This is a genomic window from Cupriavidus oxalaticus (assembly GCF_038900635.1).
In the GTDB taxonomy this organism is placed as follows: domain Bacteria; phylum Pseudomonadota; class Gammaproteobacteria; order Burkholderiales; family Burkholderiaceae; genus Cupriavidus; species Cupriavidus oxalaticus_B.
Genome location: NZ_JAYMRX010000003.1, coordinates 102,061 through 128,489 on the forward strand (window position 1 = coordinate 102,061; position 26,429 = coordinate 128,489).

General features: G+C 67.6%; 27 protein-coding genes. 14 read left to right on the forward strand and 13 right to left on the reverse strand.

Features of this window, described 5'->3' with window-relative positions; genetic code table 11:
• Positions 1–25: 25 nt before the first annotated feature.
• Together eno and ftsB are read left to right on the forward strand one after the other, a co-directional pair.
• A complete protein-coding gene (eno, locus tag VSR71_RS07115) occupies positions 26–1,315 on the forward strand; it encodes a phosphopyruvate hydratase (RefSeq protein ID WP_342913208.1) in 1,290 nt (429 codons plus the stop codon).
• A gap of 168 nt (positions 1,316–1,483) precedes the next feature.
• A complete protein-coding gene (gene ftsB, locus VSR71_RS07120; RefSeq protein ID WP_342913209.1) occupies positions 1,484–1,825 on the forward strand; it encodes a cell division protein FtsB in 342 nt (113 codons plus the stop codon).
• 39 nt (positions 1,826–1,864) lie between these two features.
• On the opposite strand, the gene VSR71_RS07125 is transcribed toward ftsB, so the two are convergent.
• The 3 genes from VSR71_RS07125 to VSR71_RS07135 all read right to left on the reverse strand — a co-directional run bounded on the left by VSR71_RS07125 (position 1,865) and on the right by VSR71_RS07135 (position 4,001).
• A complete protein-coding gene (locus VSR71_RS07125) occupies positions 1,865–2,293 on the reverse strand; it encodes a hypothetical protein (RefSeq protein ID WP_342913210.1) in 429 nt (142 codons plus the stop codon).
• A gap of 127 nt (positions 2,294–2,420) precedes the next feature.
• Positions 2,421–3,428, reverse strand: a complete 1,008-nt coding sequence (locus VSR71_RS07130) for an Hsp33 family molecular chaperone HslO (RefSeq protein WP_342913211.1) — start codon at positions 3,426–3,428, stop codon at positions 2,421–2,423.
• A 48-nt stretch (positions 3,429–3,476) separates the two neighbouring features.
• Complete coding sequence (locus VSR71_RS07135; RefSeq protein ID WP_063238435.1) at positions 3,477–4,001, reverse strand: gamma carbonic anhydrase family protein; 525 nt, start codon at positions 3,999–4,001, stop codon at positions 3,477–3,479.
• A gap of 147 nt (positions 4,002–4,148) precedes the next feature.
• On the opposite strand from VSR71_RS07135, the gene VSR71_RS07140 reads away from it, so the two are divergent.
• Entirely contained in the window at positions 4,149–5,003 is an 855-nt protein-coding gene (locus VSR71_RS07140) for a ferritin-like domain-containing protein (protein ID WP_342913212.1), read from the forward strand.
• Here the strand turns inward: VSR71_RS07140 and VSR71_RS07145 are convergent.
• The gene (locus VSR71_RS07145; protein ID WP_342913213.1) at positions 5,000–6,739 is read right to left on the reverse strand and encodes an acyl-CoA synthetase; all 1,740 of its coding nucleotides are present in this window, start codon (positions 6,737–6,739) and stop codon (positions 5,000–5,002) included. The genes VSR71_RS07140 and VSR71_RS07145 overlap by 4 nt on opposite strands.
• Before the next feature lie 157 nt (positions 6,740–6,896).
• On the opposite strand from VSR71_RS07145, the gene VSR71_RS07150 reads away from it, so the two are divergent.
• Positions 6,897–7,790 (forward strand): alpha/beta hydrolase, encoded by an 894-nt coding sequence (locus VSR71_RS07150; protein WP_342913214.1) that lies wholly within the window; start codon positions 6,897–6,899, stop codon positions 7,788–7,790.
• Positions 7,791–7,805: 15 nt separating this feature from the next.
• On the opposite strand, the gene VSR71_RS07155 is transcribed toward VSR71_RS07150, so the two are convergent.
• A complete protein-coding gene (locus tag VSR71_RS07155; RefSeq protein ID WP_342913215.1) occupies positions 7,806–8,888 on the reverse strand; it encodes an NAD(P)/FAD-dependent oxidoreductase in 1,083 nt (360 codons plus the stop codon).
• 182 nt (positions 8,889–9,070) lie between these two features.
• Between VSR71_RS07155 and VSR71_RS07160 the strand changes: the two genes are divergently transcribed.
• The 7 genes from VSR71_RS07160 to VSR71_RS07190 all read left to right on the forward strand — a co-directional run bounded on the left by VSR71_RS07160 (position 9,071) and on the right by VSR71_RS07190 (position 15,124).
• A complete protein-coding gene (locus VSR71_RS07160) occupies positions 9,071–9,916 on the forward strand; it encodes a 3',5'-nucleoside bisphosphate phosphatase (RefSeq protein ID WP_342913216.1) in 846 nt (281 codons plus the stop codon).
• A 28-nt stretch (positions 9,917–9,944) separates the two neighbouring features.
• The gene (locus VSR71_RS07165; RefSeq protein ID WP_342913217.1) at positions 9,945–10,568 is read left to right on the forward strand and encodes an L-threonylcarbamoyladenylate synthase; all 624 of its coding nucleotides are present in this window, start codon (positions 9,945–9,947) and stop codon (positions 10,566–10,568) included.
• 114 nt (positions 10,569–10,682) lie between these two features.
• A complete protein-coding gene (locus VSR71_RS07170) occupies positions 10,683–11,348 on the forward strand; it encodes a site-2 protease family protein (RefSeq protein ID WP_342913218.1) in 666 nt (221 codons plus the stop codon).
• A gap of 10 nt (positions 11,349–11,358) precedes the next feature.
• Entirely contained in the window at positions 11,359–11,949 is a 591-nt protein-coding gene (locus VSR71_RS07175) for a class I SAM-dependent methyltransferase (protein WP_342913219.1), read from the forward strand.
• A gap of 148 nt (positions 11,950–12,097) precedes the next feature.
• Entirely contained in the window at positions 12,098–12,982 is an 885-nt protein-coding gene (gene dapA / locus VSR71_RS07180; RefSeq protein WP_342913220.1) for a 4-hydroxy-tetrahydrodipicolinate synthase, read from the forward strand.
• A gap of 48 nt (positions 12,983–13,030) precedes the next feature.
• The gene (bamC, locus tag VSR71_RS07185; RefSeq protein ID WP_342913221.1) at positions 13,031–14,263 is read left to right on the forward strand and encodes an outer membrane protein assembly factor BamC; all 1,233 of its coding nucleotides are present in this window, start codon (positions 13,031–13,033) and stop codon (positions 14,261–14,263) included.
• A gap of 72 nt (positions 14,264–14,335) precedes the next feature.
• A complete protein-coding gene (locus tag VSR71_RS07190) occupies positions 14,336–15,124 on the forward strand; it encodes an MBL fold metallo-hydrolase (protein ID WP_342913222.1) in 789 nt (262 codons plus the stop codon).
• Positions 15,125–15,201: 77 nt separating this feature from the next.
• On the opposite strand, the gene VSR71_RS07195 is transcribed toward VSR71_RS07190, so the two are convergent.
• Together VSR71_RS07195 and VSR71_RS07200 are read right to left on the reverse strand one after the other, a co-directional pair.
• Positions 15,202–15,447: a hypothetical protein gene (locus VSR71_RS07195; RefSeq protein ID WP_116317657.1), complete on the reverse strand. Its 246-nt coding sequence runs from the start codon at positions 15,445–15,447 to the stop codon at positions 15,202–15,204.
• 199 nt (positions 15,448–15,646) lie between these two features.
• Positions 15,647–16,852: a cupin domain-containing protein gene (locus tag VSR71_RS07200; RefSeq protein ID WP_342913223.1), complete on the reverse strand. Its 1,206-nt coding sequence runs from the start codon at positions 16,850–16,852 to the stop codon at positions 15,647–15,649.
• 11 nt (positions 16,853–16,863) lie between these two features.
• On the opposite strand from VSR71_RS07200, the gene VSR71_RS07205 reads away from it, so the two are divergent.
• Positions 16,864–17,391 (forward strand): peptidylprolyl isomerase, encoded by a 528-nt coding sequence (locus tag VSR71_RS07205; protein ID WP_342913224.1) that lies wholly within the window; start codon positions 16,864–16,866, stop codon positions 17,389–17,391.
• An 82-nt stretch (positions 17,392–17,473) separates the two neighbouring features.
• Here VSR71_RS07205 and VSR71_RS07210 read toward each other — a convergent pair whose 3' ends face one another.
• The 6 genes from VSR71_RS07210 to VSR71_RS07235 all read right to left on the reverse strand — a co-directional run bounded on the left by VSR71_RS07210 (position 17,474) and on the right by VSR71_RS07235 (position 24,326).
• Positions 17,474–18,508, reverse strand: coding sequence for a metallophosphoesterase (locus VSR71_RS07210; RefSeq protein WP_342913225.1), 1,035 nt, complete (start codon positions 18,506–18,508; stop codon positions 17,474–17,476).
• A complete protein-coding gene (gene mutS, locus VSR71_RS07215; RefSeq protein WP_342913438.1) occupies positions 18,505–21,207 on the reverse strand; it encodes a DNA mismatch repair protein MutS in 2,703 nt (900 codons plus the stop codon). Before mutS ends, VSR71_RS07210 begins: the two co-directional genes overlap by 4 nt.
• Positions 21,208–21,434: 227 nt before the next feature.
• A complete protein-coding gene (locus VSR71_RS07220; protein WP_342913226.1) occupies positions 21,435–21,869 on the reverse strand; it encodes a universal stress protein in 435 nt (144 codons plus the stop codon).
• A gap of 64 nt (positions 21,870–21,933) precedes the next feature.
• A complete protein-coding gene (gene ppk2, locus VSR71_RS07225) occupies positions 21,934–23,049 on the reverse strand; it encodes a polyphosphate kinase 2 (RefSeq protein ID WP_428979361.1) in 1,116 nt (371 codons plus the stop codon).
• Positions 23,050–23,063: 14 nt separating this feature from the next.
• Positions 23,064–23,279 (reverse strand): YdcH family protein, encoded by a 216-nt coding sequence (locus tag VSR71_RS07230; protein WP_209770687.1) that lies wholly within the window; start codon positions 23,277–23,279, stop codon positions 23,064–23,066.
• Between the two features lie 225 nt (positions 23,280–23,504).
• Positions 23,505–24,326, reverse strand: a complete 822-nt coding sequence (locus tag VSR71_RS07235) for an inositol monophosphatase family protein (RefSeq protein WP_342913227.1) — start codon at positions 24,324–24,326, stop codon at positions 23,505–23,507.
• Positions 24,327–24,516: 190 nt separating this feature from the next.
• On the opposite strand from VSR71_RS07235, the gene VSR71_RS07240 reads away from it, so the two are divergent.
• Positions 24,517–25,362: an RNA methyltransferase gene (locus VSR71_RS07240; protein ID WP_342913228.1), complete on the forward strand. Its 846-nt coding sequence runs from the start codon at positions 24,517–24,519 to the stop codon at positions 25,360–25,362.
• A 308-nt stretch (positions 25,363–25,670) separates the two neighbouring features.
• A complete protein-coding gene (cysE, locus tag VSR71_RS07245; protein ID WP_342913229.1) occupies positions 25,671–26,414 on the forward strand; it encodes a serine O-acetyltransferase in 744 nt (247 codons plus the stop codon).
• Positions 26,415–26,429 lie beyond the last annotated feature (15 nt).

Genomic DNA, 26,429 nt, shown 5'->3' on the forward strand with positions numbered 1-26,429 from the left:
AGAATCAACAGTCAGAGAGGAATTCATGAGTGCAATCGTAGATATCATCGGTCGCGAGGTTCTCGACTCGCGCGGCAACCCCACCGTCGAGTGCGACGTGCTGCTGGAATCGGGCGTGATGGGCCGTGCGGCGGTGCCGTCGGGTGCGTCGACCGGTTCGCGCGAAGCCATCGAACTGCGTGACGGCGACAAGTCGCGCTACCTGGGCAAGGGCGTGCTCAAGGCCGTCGAGCACATCAACACCGAAATCTCCGAAGCCATCATGGGCCTGGACGCCTCCGAGCAGGCCTTCCTGGACCGCACCCTGATCGACCTCGACGGCACCGAGAACAAGGGCCGCCTGGGCGCCAACGCCATGCTGGCCGTGTCGATGGCCGTGGCCAAGGCCGCCGCTGAAGAAGCCGGCCTGCCGCTGTACCGCTACTTCGGCGGTTCGGGCGCAATGCAACTGCCGGTGCCGATGATGAACATCGTCAACGGCGGCGCGCACGCCAACAACAGCCTGGACATCCAGGAATTCATGGTCATGCCGGTATCGCAGACCAGCTTCCGCGAAGCGCTGCGTTGCGGCGCCGAAATCTTCCACGCGCTGAAGAAGATCCTGGCCGACAAGGGCATGTCCACCGCGGTGGGCGACGAGGGCGGCTTCGCCCCGAACTTCTCGTCCAACGAGGAGTGCCTGAACACCATCGTGCAAGCCATCGAGAAGGCCGGCTACCGCGCCGGTGAAGACGTGCTGCTGGCGCTGGACTGCGCCGCCAGCGAGTTCTACCACGAAGGCGAAGGCGTGTACCAGCTGGAAGGCGAAGGCCTGAAGCTGTCGTCGACCCAGTTCGCCGACTACCTGGCCAACCTGTGCGACAAGTTCCCGATCGTATCGATCGAGGACGGCATGGCCGAAGGCGACTGGGACGGCTGGAAGACGCTGACCGAGAAGCTGGGCACGCGCGTGCAGCTGGTGGGCGACGACCTGTTCGTCACCAACACCAAGATCCTGAAGGAAGGCATCGAGAAGGGCATCGGCAACTCGATCCTGATCAAGATCAACCAGATCGGCACCCTGACCGAGACCTTCGCCGCCATCGAGATGGCCAAGCGCGCCGGCTACACCGCCGTGATCTCGCACCGCTCGGGCGAAACCGAAGACAGCACCATTGCCGACATCGCCGTGGGCACCAACGCCGGCCAGATCAAGACCGGCTCGCTGTCGCGCTCGGACCGCATGGCCAAGTACAACCAGCTGCTGCGCATCGAGGAAGACCTCGGCGATATCGCCAGCTATCCGGGCAAGGGCGCGTTCTACAACCTGCGCTGATCCTTGCCCGTCGTGCCCGTTAGCGCGGGCGCGACGTAGCGGCTGTAAAACGGCGGTGGCACGGATAACATCCGGCCACCGCCGTTTTTGTATCGAAATCTGCCTGGCAATTGCCTTCCGGGCTGACTTCGCAGATCATTGTGCGGAATTTCTCGTCCGCAACCTTTCATGCGTCTGATTTCGCTGCTGTTGTTCGTGCTGCTGCTCGCGGTCCAGTATCCGCTCTGGCTGGGCAAGGGTGGCTGGCTGCGCGTCTGGGATCTGAACCGGCAGCTGACCGAGCAAGGTACCCGCAACCAGATGCTCAAGCTGCGTAATGCCAAGCTGGAAGGGGAAGTTGCGGACCTGCAGGACGGCACTGGCGCGATCGAGGAACGGGCGCGCTACGAGCTGGGTATGGTCAGGGAAGGCGAGGTGTTCGTGCAGTTCGTGGCACCGGCACCCAAGGTCAGCGCCACGCCGCCGCTGCCGCCGCCGGCGAATTCCGTCGCCGGGCGCGGCGGACACTGATCTCCCATCTGTATCCAACCGGCGGCACCCTGGCCGCCGTCACCACCAGTACGGATATCCGCCCCAGTAGCCGGGCATTCCCACGCTGACGCCGCCACCCCAGTGGCCGCCGCCCCATCCTCCGTAAAACAGGTTCCAGCTGGTATTGGGATAGGCATATGCCGCACGCGCATAGGCCTCGGCCTGTTGCTGCCGCGCGATGGCGTCGGCCTGCTCGCGCAGCACCTCCTGGTTCAGGGCATCGAGCTTTTGCCGGGCTTCGGGTGTCAGCCGCGCCGGCGGCATGGCGTTCGGTGCGAGCCGCGCCGTCGGGGGCGAGCCGTTGGCGTCGCGCGGGATCTGTACGCAGCCGGCGGCCAGCAGCAGGGCGCCGGCCGCGGCGCATGCAACAGCACCACGCAGCCGCCCGCGCGCGGTGGCCGCAGTGGCGCTGGATTCGGGTAAGGGGAGAAAGGCTCGGGCGGACATGGCGGTTCTCAGGCTCGCGCGTACAGCGATCGTACAGCCGTTGGACCGGGCGGCGCGCCGGATGTTTCCGCTACGCCGCCCCCGCCATGGATCGAGCCCGCCACGGATCAAGCCGTGGCATGCCGCCTCAGTGGTGCTGGTGCGCGCCGGCACCGGCGCCGGTGGCGATGTGCGTGGCCGAGAACAGCTGGGCGCAGTCGACCGGGTCGAACTCATAGCGCTGGCCGCAGAAATCGCAATGGATCTCCACGTTGCCGCGCTCGGCGATGATGCCCTCGATCTCATCGCGCCCCAGCGACTGCAGCATGCCCGCCACCTTGGGACGCGAGCACGAGCAATGGAAATGCGGCGTCATCGGCTCAAACACGCGCAGGCCGGCGTCCTGCAGGTCTTCCCAGAACAGGCGGCGCAGCAGCGTCTCGGGCGACTCGGCCAGCAGTTCTTCGGCCTTGAGCGTGGTGCCCAGCTGCACCGCGCGGTCCCAGGTATCCAGGTCCTGGGCCTTGGCATGGCTGGCCAGCGGCGCGCCGGTCTCGCCAACGTCGGCGGTGCCGCCGTAGGAGGGCAGTTTCTGCAGCAGCATGCCGGCGGCGACGCGGTCGTCGGCGGCCAGCCACAGGCGCGTATCGAGCTGCTCGGAGGCCTTCATGTAGTGCTCCAGCACCGCGCTGATCGACGGCAGCGGGCCGTGCTCGTCCGCCAGCGGCACGATGCCCTGGTACGGCTGCTGTCCCGGCAGCTTGTCCTTCGGGTCGAGCGTGATGGCAAAGCGGCCGTGGCCGTGCGCATGGACCAGGTCGGCCAGCGTGGCGTCGTCGGCAATCTCCGCGCCCTCGGCCAGCTTGGCGGTGGCACGCATCGACAGGTCGGACAGGCATTCCACCACCAGCATCCGCACCGGGCCGTCGCCGTGCAACTGCATCACCAGGGCGCCGTTGAACTTCAGGTTGGCCGACAGCAGTGCCGCGGCGGCCATCATCTCGCCCAGCAGCCGGCGCACCGGCGTGGGGTAGCTGTGGCGGCCCAGCACTTCCTGCCAGGTGGCTTCCATGCGCACCAGTTCGCCGCGCACGGGGGCGGCGTCGAACAGGAACTTCTGCAGGGTGTCGGGGGTGGTAGGGGTAGTCTGGGTCACGTTGTCTGTCGAGTAATGCGATGGATGCCGCCGCGGCGCCGGCCGGGTTCAGCCGATCCGCTTGAGCTGTTGCTTGTACATGGCCTGCCGCGAGGCGTAGGTTTCGGCGTTGCGGTACAGGTTGGCGACGTCCTCGTCGGTCAGCTGCCGCACCACCTTGGCCGGCGCGCCCAGGATCAGCGAGCGGTCCGGGAAGACCTTGCCCTCGGTGACCACGGCGCCCGCGCCGACCAGGCATTCCTTGCCGATCACGGCACGGTTCAGCACCACGGCCTGGATGCCGATCAGCGAGCCTTCGCCGACGGTGCAACCGTGCAGCATGGCCTGGTGGCCGATCGAGACCTTGTCGCCCAGGGTCAGCGGGCAGCCCGGGTCGGTGTGCAGCACCGAACCCTCCTGGATATTGGTGTCGTGCCCCACCACGATCGGCTCGTTGTCACCGCGGATCACGACACCGGGCCAGGCGCTGGCGCGGGACTTGAGGGTCACGTTGCCGATGACGGTGGCTTCGGGGGCCACGTAGGCTTCGCTGTCGATATTGGGCTTGACGTCGCCGAGCTGGTAAAGCGCCATGAGGTCTCCTGCACGAAAGGCTTATGTTGAAATGGGGGTTGCCGCCGGACTTTAAAGAGTCAGCGGGTCTGTGGGGAACTGCATGGCCAGGCACAAGGGTGGGTGCCGGCGAGGCCCTACAATGGCGGCAGTCCGGATTTTACGCCCATGCCAGAAAAAACTCCCGCCGCCATTTCGCCTGATCCGTCACTTTCGCCGCGCCATCGCGCGCTGGCGGTGCTGTGCATGACCGATCCGCGGGAGAAAGCCTGCGCCGCGCGGGCGTTGTACCGTCATGCCATGGCGCTGCCCGATGCGGCGCTGCGTGCCGAAGAAGCCATCGAAGCGGGCCCGGCGCAGGTTATTCCCGGGCGCCCCGCGCGCCCCGAACTGGTCGCGCCACAGTATGTCGGGCGCCGCCGCTCCCTGCAGACCCCCGCCGGGCGCGCCAACATGATCCATGCGCTGTGCCACATCGAGTTCAATGCCATCAACCTGGCGCTGGATGCGGCGTGGCGCTTCGCCGGCATGCCGCCCGGCTACTACCGCGACTGGCTGCGCGTGGCGGACGAGGAGGCGTTGCATTTCACGCTGCTGGCCGACCACCTCGGCACGCTGGGCGCGGACTACGGCGATTTTCCGGCCCACAACAGCCTGTGGGAGATGACCGGCAAGACCGCCGGCGACGTGCTGGCGCGCATGGCGCTGGTGCCGCGCACGCTGGAGGCGCGCGGGCTGGACGCCTCGCCGCCGGTGCGGGCCAAGCTGGCCAACGTGGGCGACCATGCCGCCGCGGCGATCATCGACATCATCCTGCGCGATGAAGTGGGCCATGTAGCGATCGGAAACCACTGGTACCGCTGGCTGTGCGCGCAGCGCGGGCTGGATCCTGTGACGACCTACGCGCAACTGGCGCAGCAGTATGGTGCGCCGAAGCTGCGCGGGCCGTTCAACCTCGAGGCACGGCGTGCGGCCGGGTTCGAGGAGGATGAACTGGCCTGGCTGGAAGCGTCGGCCGGCTAGGCAGACTGCCGGCGCTGCGCCGCGCGCTCTTCCTCCAGCAACCGCAGCACCCGGCGCTGTATCTTCCCGGTGGTCGTCATCGGCAACTGGTCGATGAACTCGATAGCCTTCGGATACTCGTACGGCGCCAGTTGCCCGCGCACATGCGCCTGCAACTCGGCCACCAGTGCCGCGTCGCCGTCGAACGAGCGCGCCACCGCCGGCGTCAGCACCACGAAGGCCTTGACCACCGCGCCGCGCTCGGGATCGGGCGAGGGCACCACGGCGCAGTTGGACACAGCGGGATGCTTGAGCAGGCAGTTCTCGATCTCGCTCGGCCCGATGCGGTAGCCCGAGGACTTGAACACATCGTCGGCACGGCCCTGGTACCACAGGTAGCCCTCGGCATCGACGCGCGCCAGATCGCCGGTGCGGCACCAGCGCAGGCCGTCGCGCTCGACGTACTTGGCCGCGGTCGCCGCCTCGTTTTTCCAGTAGCCGAGGAAGAACACCGGGTCCGGATGCCCGGCGCTATCGGTGGCGCAGACCGCGACCTCGCCGTCCTCGCCCGGCGCGCAGGGACGGCCTTCATCGTCGATCACCTGCACGCGATGGCCGGGGTAGGGGCGTCCCATCGAGCCGGGCCGCGCCGGCCAGCCCAGGCGCTCGTCGTCGTTCTGCGCGGTGCAGTTGCCGACGATGTAGTTGATCTCGGTCTGGCCGAACATCTCGTTGACGATCACGCCGAGCGCATCCCGGCACCAGCCGAACACGGTCTCGCCAACCGCTTCGCCGGCGCTCATCAATGCGCGCAGCCTGATGCCATAGCGCTGCCGTGGCTCGGGGCAGGCCTTCATCATCTGCTTGAGCGCGGTCGGGAACAGGAAGGTGTTGGTGACGGCGTAGCGCTCGAGCAGCTCGAAGGCGCGCTCGGCGGAGAAGCGGCCCTGGTAGCCGACGATGGGCTTGCCGAAGTACAGCGCCGGCATCAGCGCATCCCACAGCCCGCCGGTCCAGGCCCAGTCGGCCGGGCTCCAGAACACGTCGTCGTCCTGCGGATACCAGTTCTGCGAGCAGACAAAGCCGGTCAGGTTGCCGACCAGCGCGCGGTGCGGGATCAGCGCGCCCTTGGGCGGCCCGGTGGTGCCGCTGGTGTAGATCAGCACGGCGGCCTCGTCGGCCTTGGTCTCTTCGGCGGTGAAGGTGGGCAGCTGCGCGGCCAGCAGCACGTCCCAGTCGTGGTCGCCGCGGCCGTGCGCATCGCCGGCGGCGATCACGGTGGCCAGCGCCTGGCATTCCGGGCGCGCGCCGAGCAGGTTGTCGATCGAGGTTTCGTCGGCAATCGCCACGCTGGCTTCGCTGTGCGCGATGCGGTAGGCCAGCGCCTCCGGCCCGAACAGCATCGACAGCGGCATCGCGATCGCGCCCAGCTGGTAGATCGCCATATGGGCGATCACGGTCTCGATCCGCTGCGGCATCACGATTGCCACGCGGTCGCCGCGCGCCACGCCAAGGCTGCGCAGCGCCGCCGAGAGCCGGTTGGCCTCGGCCTGGATGTAGGCAAAGGTGTGCGCGTTGCGCCGGCCGTCTTCGTGTTCGGTATAGACGGCGATGCGGTCCATGGTCGCCGGGTCCCGCGCCCAGCGGCCGCAGCAGGCTTCGGCAATGTTGAAGTTCGGGGGGATTTCCCAGCGGAAGGATTCGTACAGCGCGCGGTAGTCGTCGCGCCGGCTTGCCGGCAAGGCAGCTGCGGCCATCCAAGGTCTCCTGAAGGTCTCCGGTCCGTTCACCGGCGCGGCAAGCTGCAAGTGGCACCGGCCGCTATAATGCCTGCGAGCGAACGATCGTTCTATTTTGTCGGGCTTCCCTTCGCCAGCCCCCGCGGCAGGAGGACCCGGCCCCAGGGTGGAGACAATGACAATCAAGGAAACCTCGCGGTCTGAATTTATCACGTTGCGCGGCTTGCGCTACCACGTGCGCGACTGGGGCACGCCCGGTGCGCGCAAGCTGTTCATGCTGCATGGCTGGATGGACGTGGCGGCCTCGTTCCAGTTCCTGGTCGACCACCTGGGCGGCGACTGGCATGTCATCGCGCCCGACTGGCGCGGCTTTGGCGAGACCGACTGGCCCTCGCGCCATCCCGGCACGCAGTCGTACTGGTTCCCCGACTACATCGCCGACCTGGAGGCGCTGCTCGACCACTACCAGCCAGAAGGGCAGGTCGATCTGGTGGGCCACAGCATGGGCGCCAACGTGATCTGCCTGTATGCCGGCATCCGCCCCGATCGGGTGCGCCGCGTGGTGGACCTGGAAGGCTTCGGCATGACGGCGACACGGCCGGCGCATGCCCCCAGGCGCTACGCGCGCTGGCTGGACGAGTTGCGCATTGGCGCCGAGCTGAAGTCCTATGACAGTGTCGGCGGTGTCGCCGCGCGCCTGCAGAAGACCAACCCGCGCCTGCCCGACGACCGCGCCGCGTTTCTGGCCGCGCACTGGTCGCGCCGCAATGCCGACGGCCGCTGGGAAATCCTGGGCGACCCGGCGCACAAGCTGGTCAATCCGATGCTGTATCGGCTCGATGAAGTGATGGCGATCTGGGAACAGGTCAGCGCACCGGTATTGCATGTCGAGGCGCGCGATTCGGAGACGCTGCGCCATATTGCGCACAAGCAGGGCATCGGCGAGTTCAAGGAGCGTTTCCGCGCCTTCCGCGATTTCCGCGAGGCCGTGATCGATGACGCCGGCCACATGCTGCACCACGACCAGCCGGCCGCGGTGGCCCAGCTGGTCGAGTCGTTCTGCCGATAGGGTCGATGCCCGCGTTCAGGCGTGGGTGAGCTTTTCCTTCAGCGCGGCGTTGTTGCTGGTGTGGACATGCACCAGCGCCTTCTCCGGGAAGGCGTAGTGATACGCCTTGCGCAGCGCCAGCGCGGCTTCGTGGAAGCCGGACAGGATCAGCTTCTGCTTGTTGGGATAGAAGGCGATATCGCCCGCGGCAAAGATGCCGCTGCGCGAGCTTTCATACGTGGTGGTGTCGACCAGGATGCGGCCGGCACGCATGTCCATGTCCCATTGCGCGATCGGGCCGGGCTCGGATACCAGGCCGTACAGCGCCACCAGTTCATCGGCGGGCAGCACCTGGCTGCCGTCGCGGGTGCGCACTTCCACTTCGGCCAGCGCATCGCCGTCGATGTGCAGGGCGCCCAGCATGCCGACCACGAAATCCATCTCGCCGGCCGCCACCGCGGCGCGCATCTCGGCCACGGTGCCATCGGCGGCGCGGAAGCCCTCGCGCCGGTGCAGCAGCGTCACGCGCGCTGCCACCTTGCGCAGCGCCAGCGCCCAGTCCAGCGCCGAGTCGCCGCCGCCGGCGACGATCACGCGCTTGCCGGCAAAGCGCGATACATCGCGCACGGCGTAGTGCACGTGGCGGTCTTCCAGCGCCGCGGCTTCCGGCAGCGCCACGCGCTGCGGCGCGAACGCGCCCGCCCCGGAGCAGACCAGCACCGCCGCGACATCGAAGCGCTTGCCGCCATCGGTGCCGATCAGCATGCGCTGGTGGGGCGGATGGCCGTCCTGTGCTGGCGCGCCGGGAATTTCGGACACGCTTTCGGCGCGCTGGCCGAAATGCATCGGGAAGGCGAACGGCGCGCATTGCTCCAGCAGCCGGTCCACCAGTTCCTGCGCCAGGCAGCCGGGCACGGCCGGGATGTCGTAGATCGGCTTTTCGGGATACAGCTCGGTGCACTGGCCGCCGGCGCGATCGAGTACGTCGATCAGTTCACATTTGAGGCCGAGCACGCCGGCCTGGAAGGCGGCGAACAGCCCGACCGGGCCGGCGCCCACGATCAGGACGTCAGTGGTGGTGACGGCGGGCGTGGCGGCGGAGGTGGTGTCGGTAGACATGGTGGGCAAGGCGGGCGCGGACGGCCCGCGGAAGACGGTGCAAAGCCCGACTATACCCCGCGCCGGCCCGTTTCCCGGCGACGCCAGCGTTGCCGGCAGGGCTTTGCCATGGGCGCCGGATCGCCTTCTTTTACGCCGGCGGCGCCACGCAGGCAAAGGGCGACCGGAGTAGAATGAGGCCCATGCAAAACGCCCACGCCATCAACGCCGACCTGCACTGCCATTCCACCGTGTCCGATGGCACGCTGTCGCCTCGCGCGGTGGCTGAAATCGCGCGCGATGCGGGCGTCGCGTACTGGGCGCTGACCGACCACGACGAGGTCGGCGGGCAAGCCGCGGCGCGCGCCGCGGCCGAGGAATTCGGCATGCGCTATGTGCCGGGCGTGGAGATCTCGGTGACGTGGGCCGGGCAGACCGTGCATATCGTCGGCCTGCAGATCGACCCGTTCTGTCCCGAGCTGATCGATGGCCTGACCGACACCCGTTCCGGTCGCGCCCGGCGTGCGCGCGACATCGGCGAGGCGCTGGCCAGGGTCGGCATCGAGGGCGCCTACGCCGGCGCACTGAAGTACGTAGGCAATCCCGACCTGATTTCGCGCACCCATTTCGCGCGCTGGCTGGTTGACCAGGGCCACTGCGCAACCATCGGCGACGTGTTCAGCGAATACCTGTCGGAAGGCCGGCCCGGTTTTGTCGGCCATCGCTGGGCCAGCCTGGCCGAGGCGGTCGGCTGGATCCGCACCGCCGGCGGCATCGCCGTGCTGGCGCACCCCGGCCGCTACCACTACACCGACACCCAGCACGATGCCCTGTTCGACGAGTTCAAGTCGCTTGGCGGCGGCGCCGTCGAGGTCGTGACCGGCAGCCACACGCCGGACCAGTACCGCCGCTATGCAGACGTGGCGCGCCACTACGGGCTGCTGGCCTCGCGCGGCTCGGATTTCCACGGGCCCGGCGAAGGCCGGGTCGAGCTCGGCACGCTGCCGCCGCTGCCGTCCACGGTCACGCCGGTCTGGCACGACTGGTAACCAGCCAGCCCAAAGAAAGGCGCCCTGCATGTCCCAGTACTTCGAGATCCATCCGCTCAACCCGCAGTCGCGCCTGATCAAGCAGGCCGCGCAGATCCTGCAGAAGGGCGGACTGATCGCGCTGCCGACCGATTCCAGCTACGCGCTCGCCTGCCAGCTCGACGACAAGCACGCGGTCGAGCGCCTGCGCCGGCTGCGCGGCATCGACGATCGCCATCACCTGACGCTGATGTGCCGCGATTTGTCCGAGCTGGGCAATTTCGCCCGCGTCGACAACCGCCAGTACCGCTGGATCAAGGGCGCCACGCCCGGGCCGTACGTCTTTATCCTGGAAGCCACCAAGGAAGTGCCGCGGCGCCTGTCGCACCCGGCGCGCAAGACCATCGGCGTGCGCGTGCCCGACCACGCCATCCCGCTGGAGTTGCTGGGCGAAGCCGGCGAGCCGCTGATCTCGGCTACGCTGCAGATCCCCGGCGACGACGAGCCGCTCAACGACCCGGCGGAAATCCGCGCCCGGCTGGAAAAACAGCTCGACCTGGTGGTCTGTGGCGGGCCGGCGCCGGCCCAGCCGACCACGGTGATCGACCTGACAAGCGGCGAGCCCGAACTGGTGCGCGCCGGCCGCGGCGACATCTCGCGCTTCGGGCTCTGAATTTGCAGATCTGAACCTCGGGCCCTGAACCTCGGGCGCCAGCCGGCGCTGCGCCGCCGCCACAGGTGCGCCGCTGTGCGCCTGGCAAGGCGGCGGCCCGTTACAATAGCCGTCATGGATTCCTCCCTTATCCAGACCTTCGCGGTCTACGCCCTGCCGGTGCTGTTCGCCATCACGCTGCACGAGGCGTCGCACGGTTATGTGGCCAAAGTGTTTGGCGACGACACGGCCTATTCGCTCGGGCGCGTCAGCATGAACCCGATCCGCCATATCGACCCGATCGGCACCGTGGCGGTGCCGCTGCTGCTCTACATCATGACCAGCGGCCAGTTCGTGTTCGGCTATGCCAAGCCGGTGCCGGTGGTGTTCGAGCGCCTGCGCAATCCGCGCTGGCATGGCATGTGGGTGGCGCTGGCAGGCCCCGCCAGCAATGTGGTGCAGGCCTTTGTCTGGGTGCTGCTGGCGATCGGCCTGACCTGGGGCGGCGTGCGCGAACCGTTCTTCGGTGAAATGGCGCTCGCGGGCGTGCGCGTCAACCTGGTGGTGGCCGCCTTCAACCTGTTCCCGGTGCCGCCGCTGGACGGTGGCCGCGTGCTGACCGCGCTGCTGCCGCAGGGCGTGGCGCGCGCGGTGTCGCGCATCGAGCCCTACGGGATTTTCGTGGTGCTGGCGCTGGTCGCCGCCGGCGTGATCACCACCATCTGGATGACGCCGGTGGTCAATGTGCTGATGTCGCTGATCGAGCTGATGCTGCGCCCGATCGTGATGCTGCTGCACTGACGGGGGCGCCATGAGCGACATTCCCGCCGCGCTGCATGCCGGCCTTTCCGCACCTTCCGCATGGGTCACGCGCTGGGCGCACCTGCTGCGTCCCGGCGCCCGCGTGCTCGACCTGGCCTGCGGCAGCGGCCGCCATGCCGCCTGGCTTGCCGCGCGCGGGCATGCGGTGCTGGCCGTTGACCGCGATGCCGCCGCCATCGCCGCGCTGCCGTCCGGCGTGACCGGCCGCGTGGCCGACCTAGAGCAGGGGGGCTGGCCGCTGGCCGACGAGGCGCCATTCGACGCCATCGTCGTCACCAATTACCTGCACCGTCCGCTGTGGCCGCACCTGGCCGCAGCGCTGGCGCCGGGCGGAGTGTGGCTGTACGAGACCTTCGCGGCGGGCAACGAGACCGTCGGCAAGCCGTCGCGGCCCGATTTTCTGCTGCGTCCCGGAGAGTTGCTCGATGTGGCGCGCATGCATGGACTGCGCGTCATCGCCTATGAAGACGGCGTCCAGGAAGTGCCGAAAACGGCCTTCGTGCAGCGCCTTTGTGCGGTGCGCGAGGCCGCTGCCGCGCCGGATGCGGCCACCCCGGCACGCTACCGCCTGAACCCGTGAAAGCGCGTGTGCGCTGTCGGCGAGAATGCCGCTGCACACGTTGAAACAGTTGGTATCAACCCCGAGTCATCCCGCCTGCCGCCGGCGGTCGAAGCCGCCTGCGGTTCCGGTACAATCGCGTTATTCGCATCCCGAATTCCTTAACGTTATGACACAGATTACCGGCAGCATCGTCGCCATCGTCACTCCGATGCATGAGGACGGAAGCCTGGACTTTCCGGCCCTGCGCGCACTGGTCGATTGGCACGTCGCCGAGGGTACCGACGGCATCGTGATCGTCGGCACGACCGGTGAATCCCCGACGGTTTCCGTCGAGGAGCACTGCGAACTGATCCGCGTGGCCGTGGACCAGGCCGGCAAGCGCATCCCGATCATCGCGGGCACCGGCGGCAACTCCACCAAGGAGGCGATCGAGCTGACCGCCTTCGCCAAGAAGGTGGGTGCCGACGCATCGCTGCAGGTCGTGCCGTACTACAACAAGCCGACCCAGGAAGGCATGTACCGCCATTTCCGCACCATCGCGGAAGCGGTTGAGCTGCCGGTGCTGCTGTACAACGTGCCGGGCCGCACCGTTGCCGACATGAGCAACGACACCATCCTGCGCCTGGCGCAGGTGCCGGGCATTGTCGGCGTCAAGGAAGCCACGGGCAATATCGACCGGGCCGCGCAGCTGATCAACGACGCGCCGGAAAGCTTTGCCATCTACAGCGGCGACGATCCCACCGCGGTCGCGCTGATCCTGCTGGGCGGCAAGGGCAATATCTCGGTCACCGCGAACGTGGCCCCGCGCAAGATGCACGAGATGTGCGCGGCGGCACTGAAGGGCGACGTCGTCACCGCGCGCCGCCTGCACATGGAACTGATCGGACTGAACAAGGCCATGTTTGTCGAAGCCAATCCGATCCCGGTGAAGTGGGCACTGCAGCAGATGGGCAAGATGGCAGGCGGCATCCGCCTGCCGCTGACGCCGCTGTCCGAAGCCAACCACGAAACCGTACGCAAGGCACTGGCCGCCGCCGGCCTGCTGGCCTGATTTACCGCGGCGTCTTGCTGTCGCTCCCTCAACTAGGATTGCGTGTCAATGAAATCGAAGCTTAACCGCCGCGGCGCGACGCAAGTCCGCCGCGCCGCCCTGGTTGTGCCCGTGCTGGCCGCGGGCGTGATCACCGGCTGCAGCAGCCTCAACGAAGCGATGCAGCCCGACAAGATCGACTACAAGTCGTCGGCGTCGAAGCGCACGCCAACGCTGGACATCCCGCCCGACCTGACCAAGCTGGAAGGCGACCGTCGCTACTCGGTGCCCGATGCCAACGGCACCTCGACGCTGTCGACCTACAGCCAGGCGACCAAGGTGCGCGAGCAATCCCCGACCGAGAACGTACTGCCCTCGGCGCAGGGCATCCGCATGGAGCGCGACGGCAACACGCGCTGGCTGGTGATCAGCAACGGCATGCGCGGCGACCAGCTGTGGCAGCAACTGCGCGGCTTCTGGCAGGAAAGCGGTTTCCTGCTGGTGCAGGACTCGCCCGAGACCGGCATCATGGAAACCGACTGGGCCGAGAACCGCGCCAAGATTCCGCAGGACATCATCCGCAATACCATCGGCAAGGTGTTCGACGGCCTGTACTCGACCTCCGAGCGCGACAAGTTCCGCACCCGTGTCGAGCGCGCGCAGAACGGCACGATGGAAGTGTTCATCAGCCACCGCGGAGCACAGGAGCAACTGACCGGCATCGACAAGTCCAGCACCGTCTGGACCCCGCGTCCGGCCGATCCCGAGCTGGAGGCCGAATTCCTGTCGCGCCTGGCGCAACGCCTCGGCGTGCAGAAGGAACAGGCCGACCGCATGGCCAAGAACCCGGCGGCGGCTGGCAGCAGCGCGGCGACGGCTGATTCGGCGGCGGCTGGCGCTGCCGGTGCCACGGCTGCCGCAGCCGGCGGCGCTGCCCAGAAGTCTTACCTGGCCCAGGTCAATGGCGCCCCGGCACTGCAACTGCCTGAGCCGTTCGACCGCGCCTGGCGCTCGGTCGGCCTGTCGCTGGATCGCGTCAACTTCACCATCGAAGACCGCGACCGTGCCCAGGGCCTGTACTACGTGCGCTACGTCGATCCGCGCACCAACGTCGACAACCGTGGCTTCTTCTCCAAGCTGTTCACCAAGCCGGATGATCCCAAGACCGCCAAGAAATACCGCGTGGCGCTCAAGGGCACCGGCAGCGGCACGCTGGTGACGGTGCTCAATGACGCCGGCCAGCCGGAGAACGGCGAAATCGGCAAGCGCATTCTGTCGCTGCTCGACGAGCAACTGCACTGAGCCGGCGGTGACCGGCTCAACCACCGGCCTTCCTGGCCGGCCTGCCAACTGCACGGCGGGGAGGGCGCGGCCATGATGCGCTTCGCCTTCCTCGGCAGCGGCAGCGAGGGCAACTCGCTGCTGATCGAATCCCGCGAAGACACCACCACCACGCGCGTGCTGCTTGACTGCGGCTTCGGCATCCGCGAGACCGCGCGGCGCCTGGAGCGGCTCGGCGTCACGCCGGACCAGCTCGACGCCGTGCTGGTCACGCACGAGCATGGCGATCATGTCGGCTCGGCCTACGCCTTTGCGGCCCGGCACCGGCTTGCGGTCTACACCAGCCACGGCACCTGGCTGGCGACCTCGCATATGCGCGGCGCCGACCTCGCCGATGTGCGCGTCTGCGGCGCGGACCACGCCTTTGCCATTGGCGGCCTCCAGGTGATGCCGTATACGGTTCCGCACGACGCGCGCGAGCCGCTGCAGTTCGTGCTGTCCGATGGGCAGTCGCGCCTGGGCGTGCTGACCGATGCGGGCATGGAAACGCCCTACGTGACGGCGCGCCTGTCAGGTGTCGATGCGCTGGTGCTGGAGTGCAATCACGACCGCGAGATGCTGCGCAACTCGGTCTACCCGGCGTCGCTGAAGCGGCGGATTGGCGGTGACTTCGGCCATTTGGCCAATGAGGTGGCGGCGAGCATCCTGACACAGGTCGCGCATGCCGGTCTGCACCGCGTCGTGGCGGCGCATCTGAGCAAGCAGAACAACACGCGTGAGCTAGCCACCGGCGCGCTGGCCGCGGCGCTGGGCGCGTTGCCTTCGGAGGTGCTGGTAGCCGATCAGGAAATGGGGCTGGACTGGCAAGCGGTGCGTGGCTGAAGTGCGCACCACGCGCCTGCGGCGCCCAATAAAAAAAACCGGCCCGAAGGCCGGTTTTTTTTATCGGTCGAAACCGATTACTGCTTGGCAGCCGGAGCCGAAGCGTCAGCAGCCGGAGCCGATGCATCAGCAGCCGGGGCCGAAGCGTCAGCAGCAGCGGCAGCAGCCGGGGCTTCAGCAGCGGGAGCCGAAGCTTCAGCAGCCGGAGCAGCAGCAGCCGGAGCAGCCGTGTCAGCGGCCGGAGCAGCCGGTTCTTCCTTCTTGCCGCAAGCGGCGAGAGCAACAGCGGCCAGCAGCGATGCGATCAGGAGAGACTTCTTCATTGTTCGTCCTTTAACTTGTAATAACGAAAAACAGGCGATGAATAATTACCGGTAATTATCGCTCTTGAACTGCAAAATAGAGGCCCTCCCGGGTGCCGACATATGCAGTGGTCCACAGTACTAGCCAGCCAACGATTATATCCGCGTTTTCCCGGCTTGTGTAGCGCCGAAATTTACTGAATTGCAATGTTACGCATTATTACAGCCGGGGTCCCAATTGTAGCCATCCCTCTTGTGTCCAGTGATGAAAAGTCTCCATCAGGTCAGGCAGGTCCGCGCAAGTCGCAACATCATCACCACTTAGGTGGCGATTATCGGCCAGCTTCTTCAGCCACGGCATCAGTTCGGCCGGAGGCTCGTAGGCTTCTCCATTGAGGAAGAAATTGTTCCGGTCGTAAAGTGCAATCGAGGCAGGCGCAAGAACGACGCCATGCTGGGCCGCAAGTTTCTCATAACGGCGCTGCGGCAGGTCGGATATCTCGGCGAATTCGACTCCGGGCTTCGGTTCGGACAGATGCGAACCAAGAAATTCCGACACCATCTGCGAATTCCATTGCAGTGCCTTGAGCCGCTCGGCCACTGCCTTGGCCATGCCGGCAGGCAGTTGCGCGGGCTTCGTTGCCGCACGTTCGCCAGCATCGGCGTAACGCCCGCTCAGGTCTTCGTTGTCCTCCACCGTCTCGGAAAGCCACGCCAGAAAGTGGCCCGCCAGTTCGCGGTAGGCCGGGGCACGGAAGCCGATCGAGCAGGTCATGCATTCACCTTCGGCCACGCCGTCGTGGGCGTATTGCGGCGGCAGATACAGCATGTCGCCGGGCTCCAGCACCCATTCCTCTTCGGTGCTGAAATCGGCAAGGATCTTCAGTGGCATGTCGGGGACCAGCTCCAGGCTGGTCTGCGACGAGATGCGCCAGCGGCGCCGGCCCGAGACTTGCAGCAGGAACACGTCATAGGAATCGAAGTGCGGGCCGACGCCGCCGCCATCGGACGCGTAGCTGATCATCAGGTCGTCCAGGCGCGCGTCCGGCACGAAGCGGAAGCGGCCCATCAGCTCGGCCGCGGCGGCATCGTGCAGGTTCACGCCCTGCACCAGCAAAGTCCACTGGCGGGTCTTGACGGCAGGGAGGTTTTCGCGCGCAAATGGACCGTGTTCGAGCTTCCAGCGATTGCGGAAGTGCGTCACCAGGCGCGATTCGACTTCGTCGCGATCGGCAAGGTCGAAAAGCGCATCGCGCGACACAGGCGGCACGATTCCGGGTACCGCCTGTCGAATCAACAGTGGCTTGCGGTGCCAGACATCCCGCATGAATGCAGCCGGCGTCATGCCACCAAGCAGGTCGAGCGGACTGTCTGGATCGACGGGGCCAGGGGGCAGGGCCTGCGCGTATAATGCGGAATCGTTCATGGAGTCAAGAATTGAAAATCGCTAAGAACACGGTAGTGTCCGTGATGTACAAGCTGTCGGACGCGCAAGGCAATCTGATCGAGGAGTCAGATGAAGCCATGGTCTATTTGCACGGCGGGTATGATGGCACGTTCCCCAAGATCGAGGAAGCGCTCGACGGCCATGACACCGGCTTCGAGACCCAGCTGCAGCTCGAGCCCGAAGATGCTTTTGGCGACTACGATGCCGACCTGGTCAAGGTCGAGCCGCGCGACCGCTTCCCCGAGCCGCTGGAAGTCGGCATGCAGTTCGAAGGCATGCCCGAGGACGGCGATGAAGAAGACTCCGTCATCTACACCGTGACCGACGTTGCCGAAGACAAGGTGGTGCTCGACGGCAACCACCCGCTGGCCGGCATGGCACTGCGCTTCTGGCTGAAGGTTTCTGAAGTGCGCGAAGCTACCGCCGAGGAAATCGAGCACGGCCACGCCCACGGCGCCTCGGGCATCGAGGTGGTGGACGAGGACGAGGACGACGATACCCCGCGCACGCTGCACTGATTCCGCGCCCTCCGTGGTCCATGAAGGAAGCCGGCTTGGCCGGCTTTTTTCATGGGCGTCTTCATGGATTCAACACAGCGGCTCAGGGCGTGGTCGGGGCGTCCCTGAGCGAAACCGAGAACGGCGCCGCCGCGTTCGGTGTGATCACCAGTTCGGCCCATTGCGCCACCGTATTGTCCGGCAGCGAAACCCGCGTGAAATTCTGCAGCACCTTGCCGGCGGTGTCGCGCAGAGGCTTGTCGATGCCGAAGCCACTCTCGCCCGCATGCACCAGCAGCACCTGGCCGGGAAAGCGCGCGGTGAGGTCGCGCAGCTGGCGCTTGAATTCCAGGTAGCCGTCGCGAGTGCGGTGGCGCATGAAACCGTCCAGCAGCGTCGGGCGGCCTTTCTTCTCCCAGCCGTTGGCGAATTGCGGGTCGGCATGGGCCACCACGACGATGCCGTTCATGTCGCGCTGCCGCGCCAGCGAGAACGCGCGCGCCAGCCACTGGCGGTTGGCCTCGCGCCGGTCTTCGAACTCGCTGTTGCGCCCGCCCTCGTTGCGGTAGTGGTTGTTGTCGCCCGGCACGTTCAGGCCGACGATCAGGATGTCGCCCAGCGTGAGACGAGCGTTCTCGCGGAAGGTGCGGAACAGGGCCTGGTCGGACTGCCGCACCACCGGGCGCGGATGCTGGCCCAGCGTGGCATCCTCGGGGAAGAACAGCTCGCGCAGGCGGTTCAGCCGCTCGACCGAGTCGAACTTGCCGTTGACCGGGAGCCGGCATTCGGCCCAGTCGGTTTCGCCCGGCACGTAGAGCAGCGGCAACGGCGACTGGGCGAGCAGCTGCTGGCGGCTCGTCAGGATGGCGTCGCTGCAGGATTCGGTATCGCCCTTGATGCCGCCGGCGTGGATCACCAGGTCGAGCCTGCGTTCCGCAAAGCTGTCGAGCAGGGCGGTGGCGTTGGCTTCGGCGGCAGGCCATTGCGGCAGGTCGGCGATCAGCGCGACGCGGTTCACTTTCGGCTTTGGCGCGGCCTTGCCCCCGCGGCCGGCGGGTGCGGGCCATGCGGTACTGGCCGCGCACAGCAGCAATGCCGCCGCGAGGATCCGGCCGGCGTGCCGGCGCCTTGCGTTCATGCCGTACCGACCGCCTCGCCTGCAAGCGCCTTGAGACGGTACAACGCATCGAGCGCGGCACGCGGCGTCAGGCTGTCCGGGTCCAGGTCGGCCAGCGTGTCGATCAGCGCGGCATGCTCCGGTGCCAATTCGGCCGGCTGCGGCGTGGCCGGGGCATAGCCGTTGCCCTCATTGCCCTCGTCGTCATCGGTGTCCGGCACCGCTGGCGCGGCGAACAGGTCGAGCTGCGGCGTCGGCGTGGCGTCGGCCGATTGCTGCTCCAGCCACGCCAGGTGCTTGCGCGCGGCGCGGATCACGGGCTGCGGCACGCCGGCCAGCTGCGCCACCTGCAGGCCATAGCTCTGGCTGGCGGGGCCATCCTGCACCGCATGCAGGAACACGATACCGTCGCCGTGCTCGACCGCGGACAGGTGCACGTTGGCGGCCTGCGGGAATTCCTGCGGCAACTGCGTCAACTCGAAATAATGCGTGGCGAACAGCGTATGGCTGCGGTTGTGCGACAGCAGGTGGCGCGCGATCGCCCACGCCAGCGCCAGCCCGTCGAAGGTGGACGTGCCGCGGCCGATCTCGTCCATCAGCACCAGCGAAGAGGGCGTGGCGTGGTGCAGGATGCCGGCGGCTTCGGTCATCTCCACCATGAAGGTGGAGCGCCCACCCGCCAGGTCGTCGGCCGCGCCGATGCGGGTAAAGATGCGGTCGATCGGGCCGATCACGGCGCGCCGCGCCGGCACGTAGGCACCCACGCAGGCCAGCAGCACGATCAGCGCGGTCTGGCGCATGAAGGTCGACTTGCCGCCCATGTTGGGGCCGGTGATCAGCAGCAGCTTGCGCGCTTCGTTGAGCTGGCTGTCGTTGGCGATAAACGCCACCGATTCCGCCGCCAGCTGGCCTTCCACGACCGGGTGGCGGCCCTGCACGATGTCGACCACGTTCTCGCGCACGCGCTCGGGCGCGGACCAGTCCAGCGTCTGCGCGCGCTCGGCCAGCGCGGCCAGCACATCGAGGCGCGCCAGCGCGCCGGCCACGCGCTGCAGCTCGCCGATATGCGGCAGCAGCGCCTGCAGCAGGCCGTCGTAGAGCTGCCTCTCGCGCGCGAGCGCGCGGTCCTGCGCCGACAGCGCCTTGTCCTCGAACGCCTTCAGCTCGGGCGTGATGTAGCGCTCGGCGTTCTTCAGCGTCTGGCGGCGGCGGTAGTCGTCGGGCACCTTGTCGGCCTGGCCATTGGTGACCTCGATATAGAAGCCATGCACGCGGTTGAACTCGACGCGCAGGTTGGCGATGCCGGTGCGCGTGCGTTCGCGCGCTTCCAGGTCGATCAGGAACTGGCCGCAGTTCTCGGAGATATCGCGCAGCTCGTCAAGGTCGGTGTCGTAGCCGCGCGCAATCACGCCGCCGTCGCGCACCACGGTCGCGGGTTCCTCGGCGACCGCGCGCACCAGCAGGTCCAGGGACGCCTGCGGTATGGCCAGGTCTTGCAGCGTCTGCGCCAGCAGCGCGCTGTCCTGCCCGTCGCGGATGCAGGCCTGCACGTCGGGCAGCGCGCGCAGCGTGTCGCGCAGCGAGGACAGGTCGCGCGGGCGCGCGCTCAGCAGTGCCAGGCGCGAGGTGATGCGCTCGACGTCGGCCAGCCGGCGCAGCGCGGCACGCAGCGTATCGGTGCCCTGGTCGATCAGCACGCCGATGGCCTGTTGCCGCGCCTGCGGCACGGCCGGGTCGCGCAGCGGATGGTGCAGCCAGTGGCGCAGCGCGCGGCTGCCCATCGTGGTGCAGCAGGTATCCAGCAGCGAGAACAGCGTCGGCGACTCGCCGCCGCGCAGCGTCTCGGTCAGTTCGAGGTTGCGGCGCGTGGCTGAATCCAGGCCGATGTATTCCGACTCCCGCTCGACCTTCAGGCCCTGCACGTGGCGCAGCGACTGGCCCTGCGTGGTGGCGGCGTAGTTCAGCAGCGCGCCGGCGGCGCCGATCGCCGCGCCCAGCCCGGCACAACCAAACGGATCGAGGCTGGCCACGCCCAGTTGCTCGCGCAACCGGCGCGCGCCGGCATCCTGGTCGAAATGCCATTCGGGCAGGCGCGTGCGCGCGCAGGCCGGCGCCGGCAGGTCGATGCCGTCGGCATAGAGCAGCTCGGCCGGGCGGATGCGCTCAAGCTCGCGGCCCAGTTGCGCCACCTCGCACTCCATCAGGCGCAGCTCGCCGCTGGCCAGGTTCAGCCACGCCAGCCCGGTCTTGCTGATGCCGCGGCGCGTGGTCTGCTGGTGCACCGCCATCAGGAAAGTGTCGACCTTGTCCGGTAGCAGCGCCGCGTCGGTCAGCGTGCCTGGCGTGACGATGCGCACCACCTTGCGCTCCACTGGCCCCTTGCTGGTGGCGGGATCGCCGATCTGCTCGCAGATCGCCACCGACTCGCCCAGCTTCACCAGCCGGGCCAGGTACTGGTCGGCCGAATGGAAGGGAATGCCGGCCATCCGGATCGGCACGCCATTCGAGGCGCCGCGCGCGGTCAGCGTGATGTCGAGCAGGCGCGCGGCCTTTTCGGCGTCGTCGTGGAACAGCTCGTAGAAGTCACCCATGCGATAGAACAGCAGGGTGTCGGGGTGGTCTGCCTTGATGCGAAGGTACTGCTGCATCATTGGCGTGTGTCGGCTGCCTGCGGCGTCTGCCTGTGCCTGTTCAGGGTCGGTTTTCTTCTGCAATCCCATTGCCATTTAGCCTGTCTGGCGGTGGGCCTGCGTTGTGCCGCCCGATCCGCTCGGAGCGCCGCCTTGCGTGTCGCGGAAAAGCGCCCCCGCGGGGGCGGCCGGGCGCTGGTCCGGCGGCCTGTGGCCGCGGCACGAAGGGGCGTTTTCGAATATGGGCGATATGGTACAGCACGGTGCAGCCGCCGACGTGCCGCAGACGTGCCGTAGACGGGTGTGCGGGGCCTGGATCAGCGGAACACCAGCACAGGGATGTCGCTATGGGTCAGCACTTTCTGCGTTTCGCTACCCAGCAGCAGCCCGCTGAGCCCCTTGCGGCCGTGCGAAGCCATGAAGATGACGTCGCAGCCCAGCTCCCTGGCGGCATGGATGATGCCCTGGTACGGCACCGAGGCGCTGGAGACGTGGCCAGTACATGGCACCCCTGCCAGCGCTGCCGCCGCCTCGACCTTGGCGAGTTCCTGGCGCGCCCCGGCTTCCACGCGCTGCTGGTACACCTCGCGCTTTTCGTGCGAGCTGTCGCTGGACAGCACATACGGATAGCTCTCCACACACATGTACGGCGTGAGCCGCGCCGCCGCGGTGCGGGCAAACTGGATGGCGGCGGAAACAGCCTTGTGCGAAAGCTCCGAGCCGTCGACGGGGAGCAGGATGTGCTTGAACATAGGGTCCTTTTCAGGTGAGTGAGGCGAAAGGGGCAAGGCGGCGTCCTGCGTTGCCGCCTGGGAGTCAGTTGGCCAGCGCGCGCCCGACGATCAGCGGATCGGCCTGGACGATGGCGGTGGTGTCCCGGTTTGCATAGGGAAAGCGCGACAGGATGTAGCGCAGCGCGTTGAGCCGCGCGCGCTTTTTGCAATCCGACCGGATCACCGTCCACGGCGCGTCGGCGGTGTCGGTATGCGCGAACATCGCCTCCTTGGCGCGCGTGTACGCGTCCCATTTGTCGAGCGAAGCAATGTCGACCGGGCTGAGCTTCCACTGCTTGAGCGGGTGGATCTCGCGCTCGCGGAAGCGGCGACGCTGCTCTTTCTGGCTGACCGAGAACCAGAACTTGAACGGGTGGATGCCGCTGCGTACCAGGTGGCGCTCGAACTCCGGGGCCTGCTGCAGGAAGTCCTGGTACTCGCGCGGGGAGCAGAAACCCATCACGTGTTCGACGCCGGCGCGGTTGTACCAGGAGCGGTCGAACAGCACGATTTCACCGGCGGCCGGCAGGTGCTGCACGTAGCGCTGGAAATACCACTGGCCGCGTTCGGATTCCGTGGGCTTTTCAAGTGCCACCACGCGGGCGCCGCGCGGATTCATGTGTTCCATGAAGCGTTTGATGGTGCCGCCCTTGCCGGCGGCATCGCGGCCTTCGAACAGGATCACCACGCGCTGCCCGGTCTCGCGCACCCAGGCCTGGAACTTGAGCAGCTCGACCTGCAGCCGGTATTTCTGCTTTTCGTAATTGCGGCGCGACATCAGGTTCTGGTAAGGGTAGGCCCCGTCGCGCCAGCCGGCCGCGAGTTCATCGTCGGGCTGCCGCCGCCGGCCCGCCTGCCAGGCGCCGGGATCGCCTTCCAGGATGAGGCTGCGCAGCTGCGCAGCCTCATCGGGTGCCAGGCCGTCGAGCAGCGTGCGCATGGCGTCGAGCATGCTGGCACCATGGCCGGCGCGGCTGGCGAGGATGTCCTGCATGCTGCTGGCGGCCACCTGCACGGCGGCATCGACGGCGCCGCTGATTTCATTGCGTTCGGCGGACAGGGCCGTGTTGGTCGGCAGCACATCGCCGCGCGAGGCAGGGCGGGCATGGGGCTGCGAAGGAGTGTGGGCAGGGTCGGCAGGCGTGTTGCGATCGGTCATGTGCAGCCCTTCGTTCAGGCCACACGCTGGCGCAGGATCTGGTAGAGCTGGTCCTTGATCTGCAGCTTTTCTTTTTTCAGCCGTTCGATTTCGAAGCCCGAGGCCGGCACCAGGCCGGACTCCATGTTGTGGATCTCCTGGTCCAGCGCGTTGTGGCGATGGAACAGGCGGGCGAAGTGGGCGTCCTGCGTCTTCAGGAGCGAGATCTGGTCGCGGTATTCGGGAAACATGCGGGCTCTCCTCAGCTTGATCCGCGCGCACGGGGCGTGGCGCATGGATTCATTCTGGGGAGGGCAGGGCTACGCGACCTTGACGGGGATCATGGCCGGCCGGCGCGGCGGGAAATATGCGAATAGTCTCTGCGCGCCGCCAGGGGCCGCGGCCGGAAAGCAAAACGCCCGCCGGGGCGCGGCGGGCGTTTGTGCAGGCGATGGCCATCAGGCCATGCCACCGACTCAGGCAGTGGCCGGTTTGGCGTTGTCGAGCGAGTACGGCGACAGCAGGCGCACCATCTGGGCAAAGACCTTGGGGTTGCCCGCCAGCACTTCGCCTTGCTCCATCTGGCGCGGCTCGCCGTTGTAGTTGCCGACCAGGCCGCCCGACTCGGTGATCAGCAGCATGCCGGCGGCCATGTCCCAAGGCTGCAGGCCGCGCTCGAAGAAGCCGTCCAGGCGGCCGCAGGCGACATAGGCCAGGTCCAGCGCGGCGGCGCCCGGGCGGCGCAGGCCGGCGCAGCTGCGCGTCATCAGCGAGAAGACCTCGAGGTATTCATCCACGCCTTCCAGGTCGCGGAACGGGAAGCCGGTGCCGATCAGGCAGTCGGCCAGCTTGTCGCGGCGGGTCACGCGGATGCGGCGGTTGTTCAGGAAGGCGCCGGCGCCCTTGCTGGCGGTGAACAGCTCGTCGCGGGTCGGATCGTAGACCACGGCCTGTACCGGCGTGCCGCGGTGCAGCTGGGCGATCGAGACCGCGTACTGCGGGAAGCCGTGGATGAAGTTGGTGGTGCCGTCGAGCGGGTCGATGACCCAGGTGTATTCGTGGGCGTCTTCGCCCTCGGCCCAGGACTGGCCGGACTCTTCCGCTAGAATGGCGTGTTCCGGGTAGGCCGTGCGGATGACCTCGATGATCGCGGCTTCGGCGGCGCGGTCGACCTCGGTAACGAAATCGTTGTGTTGCTTGCGCGAGACGCGCACCAGATCGACGTCGAGCGACGCGCGGTTGATGATGGATCCCGCCTTGCGGGCCGCCTTGACGGCGATATTGAGCATCGGATGCATGAATCTCTCCAGGCCGCCACGAAGACGCGGCGGGGCGCCACGGCACCGCGCGCCCGCTCATGGGCAGCTGACAACACAACGGATTGTAGAAGAACGCAGGGCGTCGCCGGTCTGATACTGGGTGTGCCGCGAAAGTCTCGCGGGCACGCCATGACCTGGCGCCGCGCCAGAGAAGAATCCCGAATTGTATATGAACCCGGCAAATGATACGAGCCGCCCGGAGGGCGAGGCTGATGCGCCACACGCAACCGGCGCAATACCCGATGGCTTCGGCCGCGTGCGCTTCGTGCTCGTCGAGACCAGCCACCCGGGCAACGTCGGCTCGGTAGCGCGGGCGATCAAGACCATGGGCTTCGGCAGCCTGGTGCTGGTTTCGCCGCGCGAATCCGGCGTGCTTGGCCATGCCGATGCCATCGCCATGGCTAGCGGCGCCGACGATGTGCTGGCCGGCGCCGTGATCGTCGACCAGATCGACGCGGCCCTGGCCGGCGCGGTGCTGACCGTGGCCATGACCGCGCGCCAGCGCGAGTTCGGGCCGCCCCGGCTGCTGCCGCGCGCCGCCGCGGCGCGTGCCTGCCAGACGCTGGCCGGCAGCGGCGATATCGCCTTTGTCTTTGGCAACGAGCGCTATGGCCTGCCCAATGAAGTGGTCGAGCGCTGCGCGGCGGTCACGCATATCCCCGCCAACCCCGCCTATGCCTCGCTCAACCTGGCACAGGCCGTGCAACTGATCGCCTACGAGATGCGGCTGGCGCTGCTCGATGCAATCCCGCCTGCCGCTGCGGCGGCGGCAGACGCCAATATCGGCTATGCTGGTGAGCCGGCCACGGCGGAGCAGGTCGAGGCCATGTTCGGACACCTGCAGGCGGGCCTGGAAGCGATCGGCTTTCTCGACCCCGCCAATCCGCGCAAGCTGATGCCGCGGCTGCGCCGGCTGCTGGCCCGCAGCGGGCTGGAGCGCGAGGAAGTCAACATCCTGCGCGGCATCGCCAAGCATATGCTGATGGCGCAGGAGCGGCCGGACCGGAAGGCGTAACAGGAGCAGGCACAGTGGCAGCAACCCGCGGCAGTTTGAGGCTGGACGACGCAGGCGTACGTGGCAAGCGCGCACGCTGTCGGCCCGTCGCAGCGGGTTGGCGCGCGCCGGGGCGATGTTGATCGCCGCACTGCCGCTGCAAAATCCCTGACGGATCCGGGGCCAATGGCCGGCGCCAGAACGCCGGCCGCAAATCACTTACACTCCCTGATCCCGTCCCCACCGGCCACCGACCTCGCCGGCGACCCTGCCCCAGGCGCAAGCCTTGCGTGGCGCGGCGCACGGCGCGGCAACACGACACGACCAAGATGTTCTCTCGCCTTAAGGAAGATATCGACACGATCATGCTGCGCGATCCCGCCGCGCGCAGCCGCCTCGAAGTCCTGACCTGCTACCCCGGCCTGCATGCCGTGGTCTTCCACCGCTTTGCGCACGTGTGCTGGAACGGGGGCTTCCATTGGCTGGGACGCTGGATCTCGCACTGGTCGCGCTTCCTGACCGGCATCGAGATCCATCCGGCGGTGAAGCTGGGACGCCGGGTGTTTATCGACCACGGCATGGGCGTGGTGATCGGCGAGACCGCCGAGATCGGCGACGACTGCACCATTTACCAGGGCGTGACGCTGGGCGGCACCTCGCTGTACAAGGGCCAGAAGCGGCATCCGACGCTGGGCGCCAACGTGGTGGTGAGCGCGGGCGCCAAGGTGCTGGGCGGCTTCGTGGTGGGGGACGGCGCGCGTGTGGGCTCCAACGCCGTGGTGCTCAAGCCGGTGCCGCCGGGCGCGACCGCGGTGGGCGTGCCGGCGCGCATCATCCTGCCCGATGCGCCGGCGGCGCAGCAGGGCGCCAGGCAGGAGTTCTCGGCCTACGGCATCACACCGAACGCGGACGACCCGGTGTCGCTGGCGCTCAAGAGCCTGATCGACAATGCCGCGCGCCAGCACGAGCGCATCGAGGCCGTGCTGGCCGCGCTGGACCGGCTGGGCGAGCATCTGGAGAACACGCCGAACGACCGCTTCGATGCCAGCGAGTTGCGCAAGCTGATGAAGTAGGGAGAGAAGGCGGCC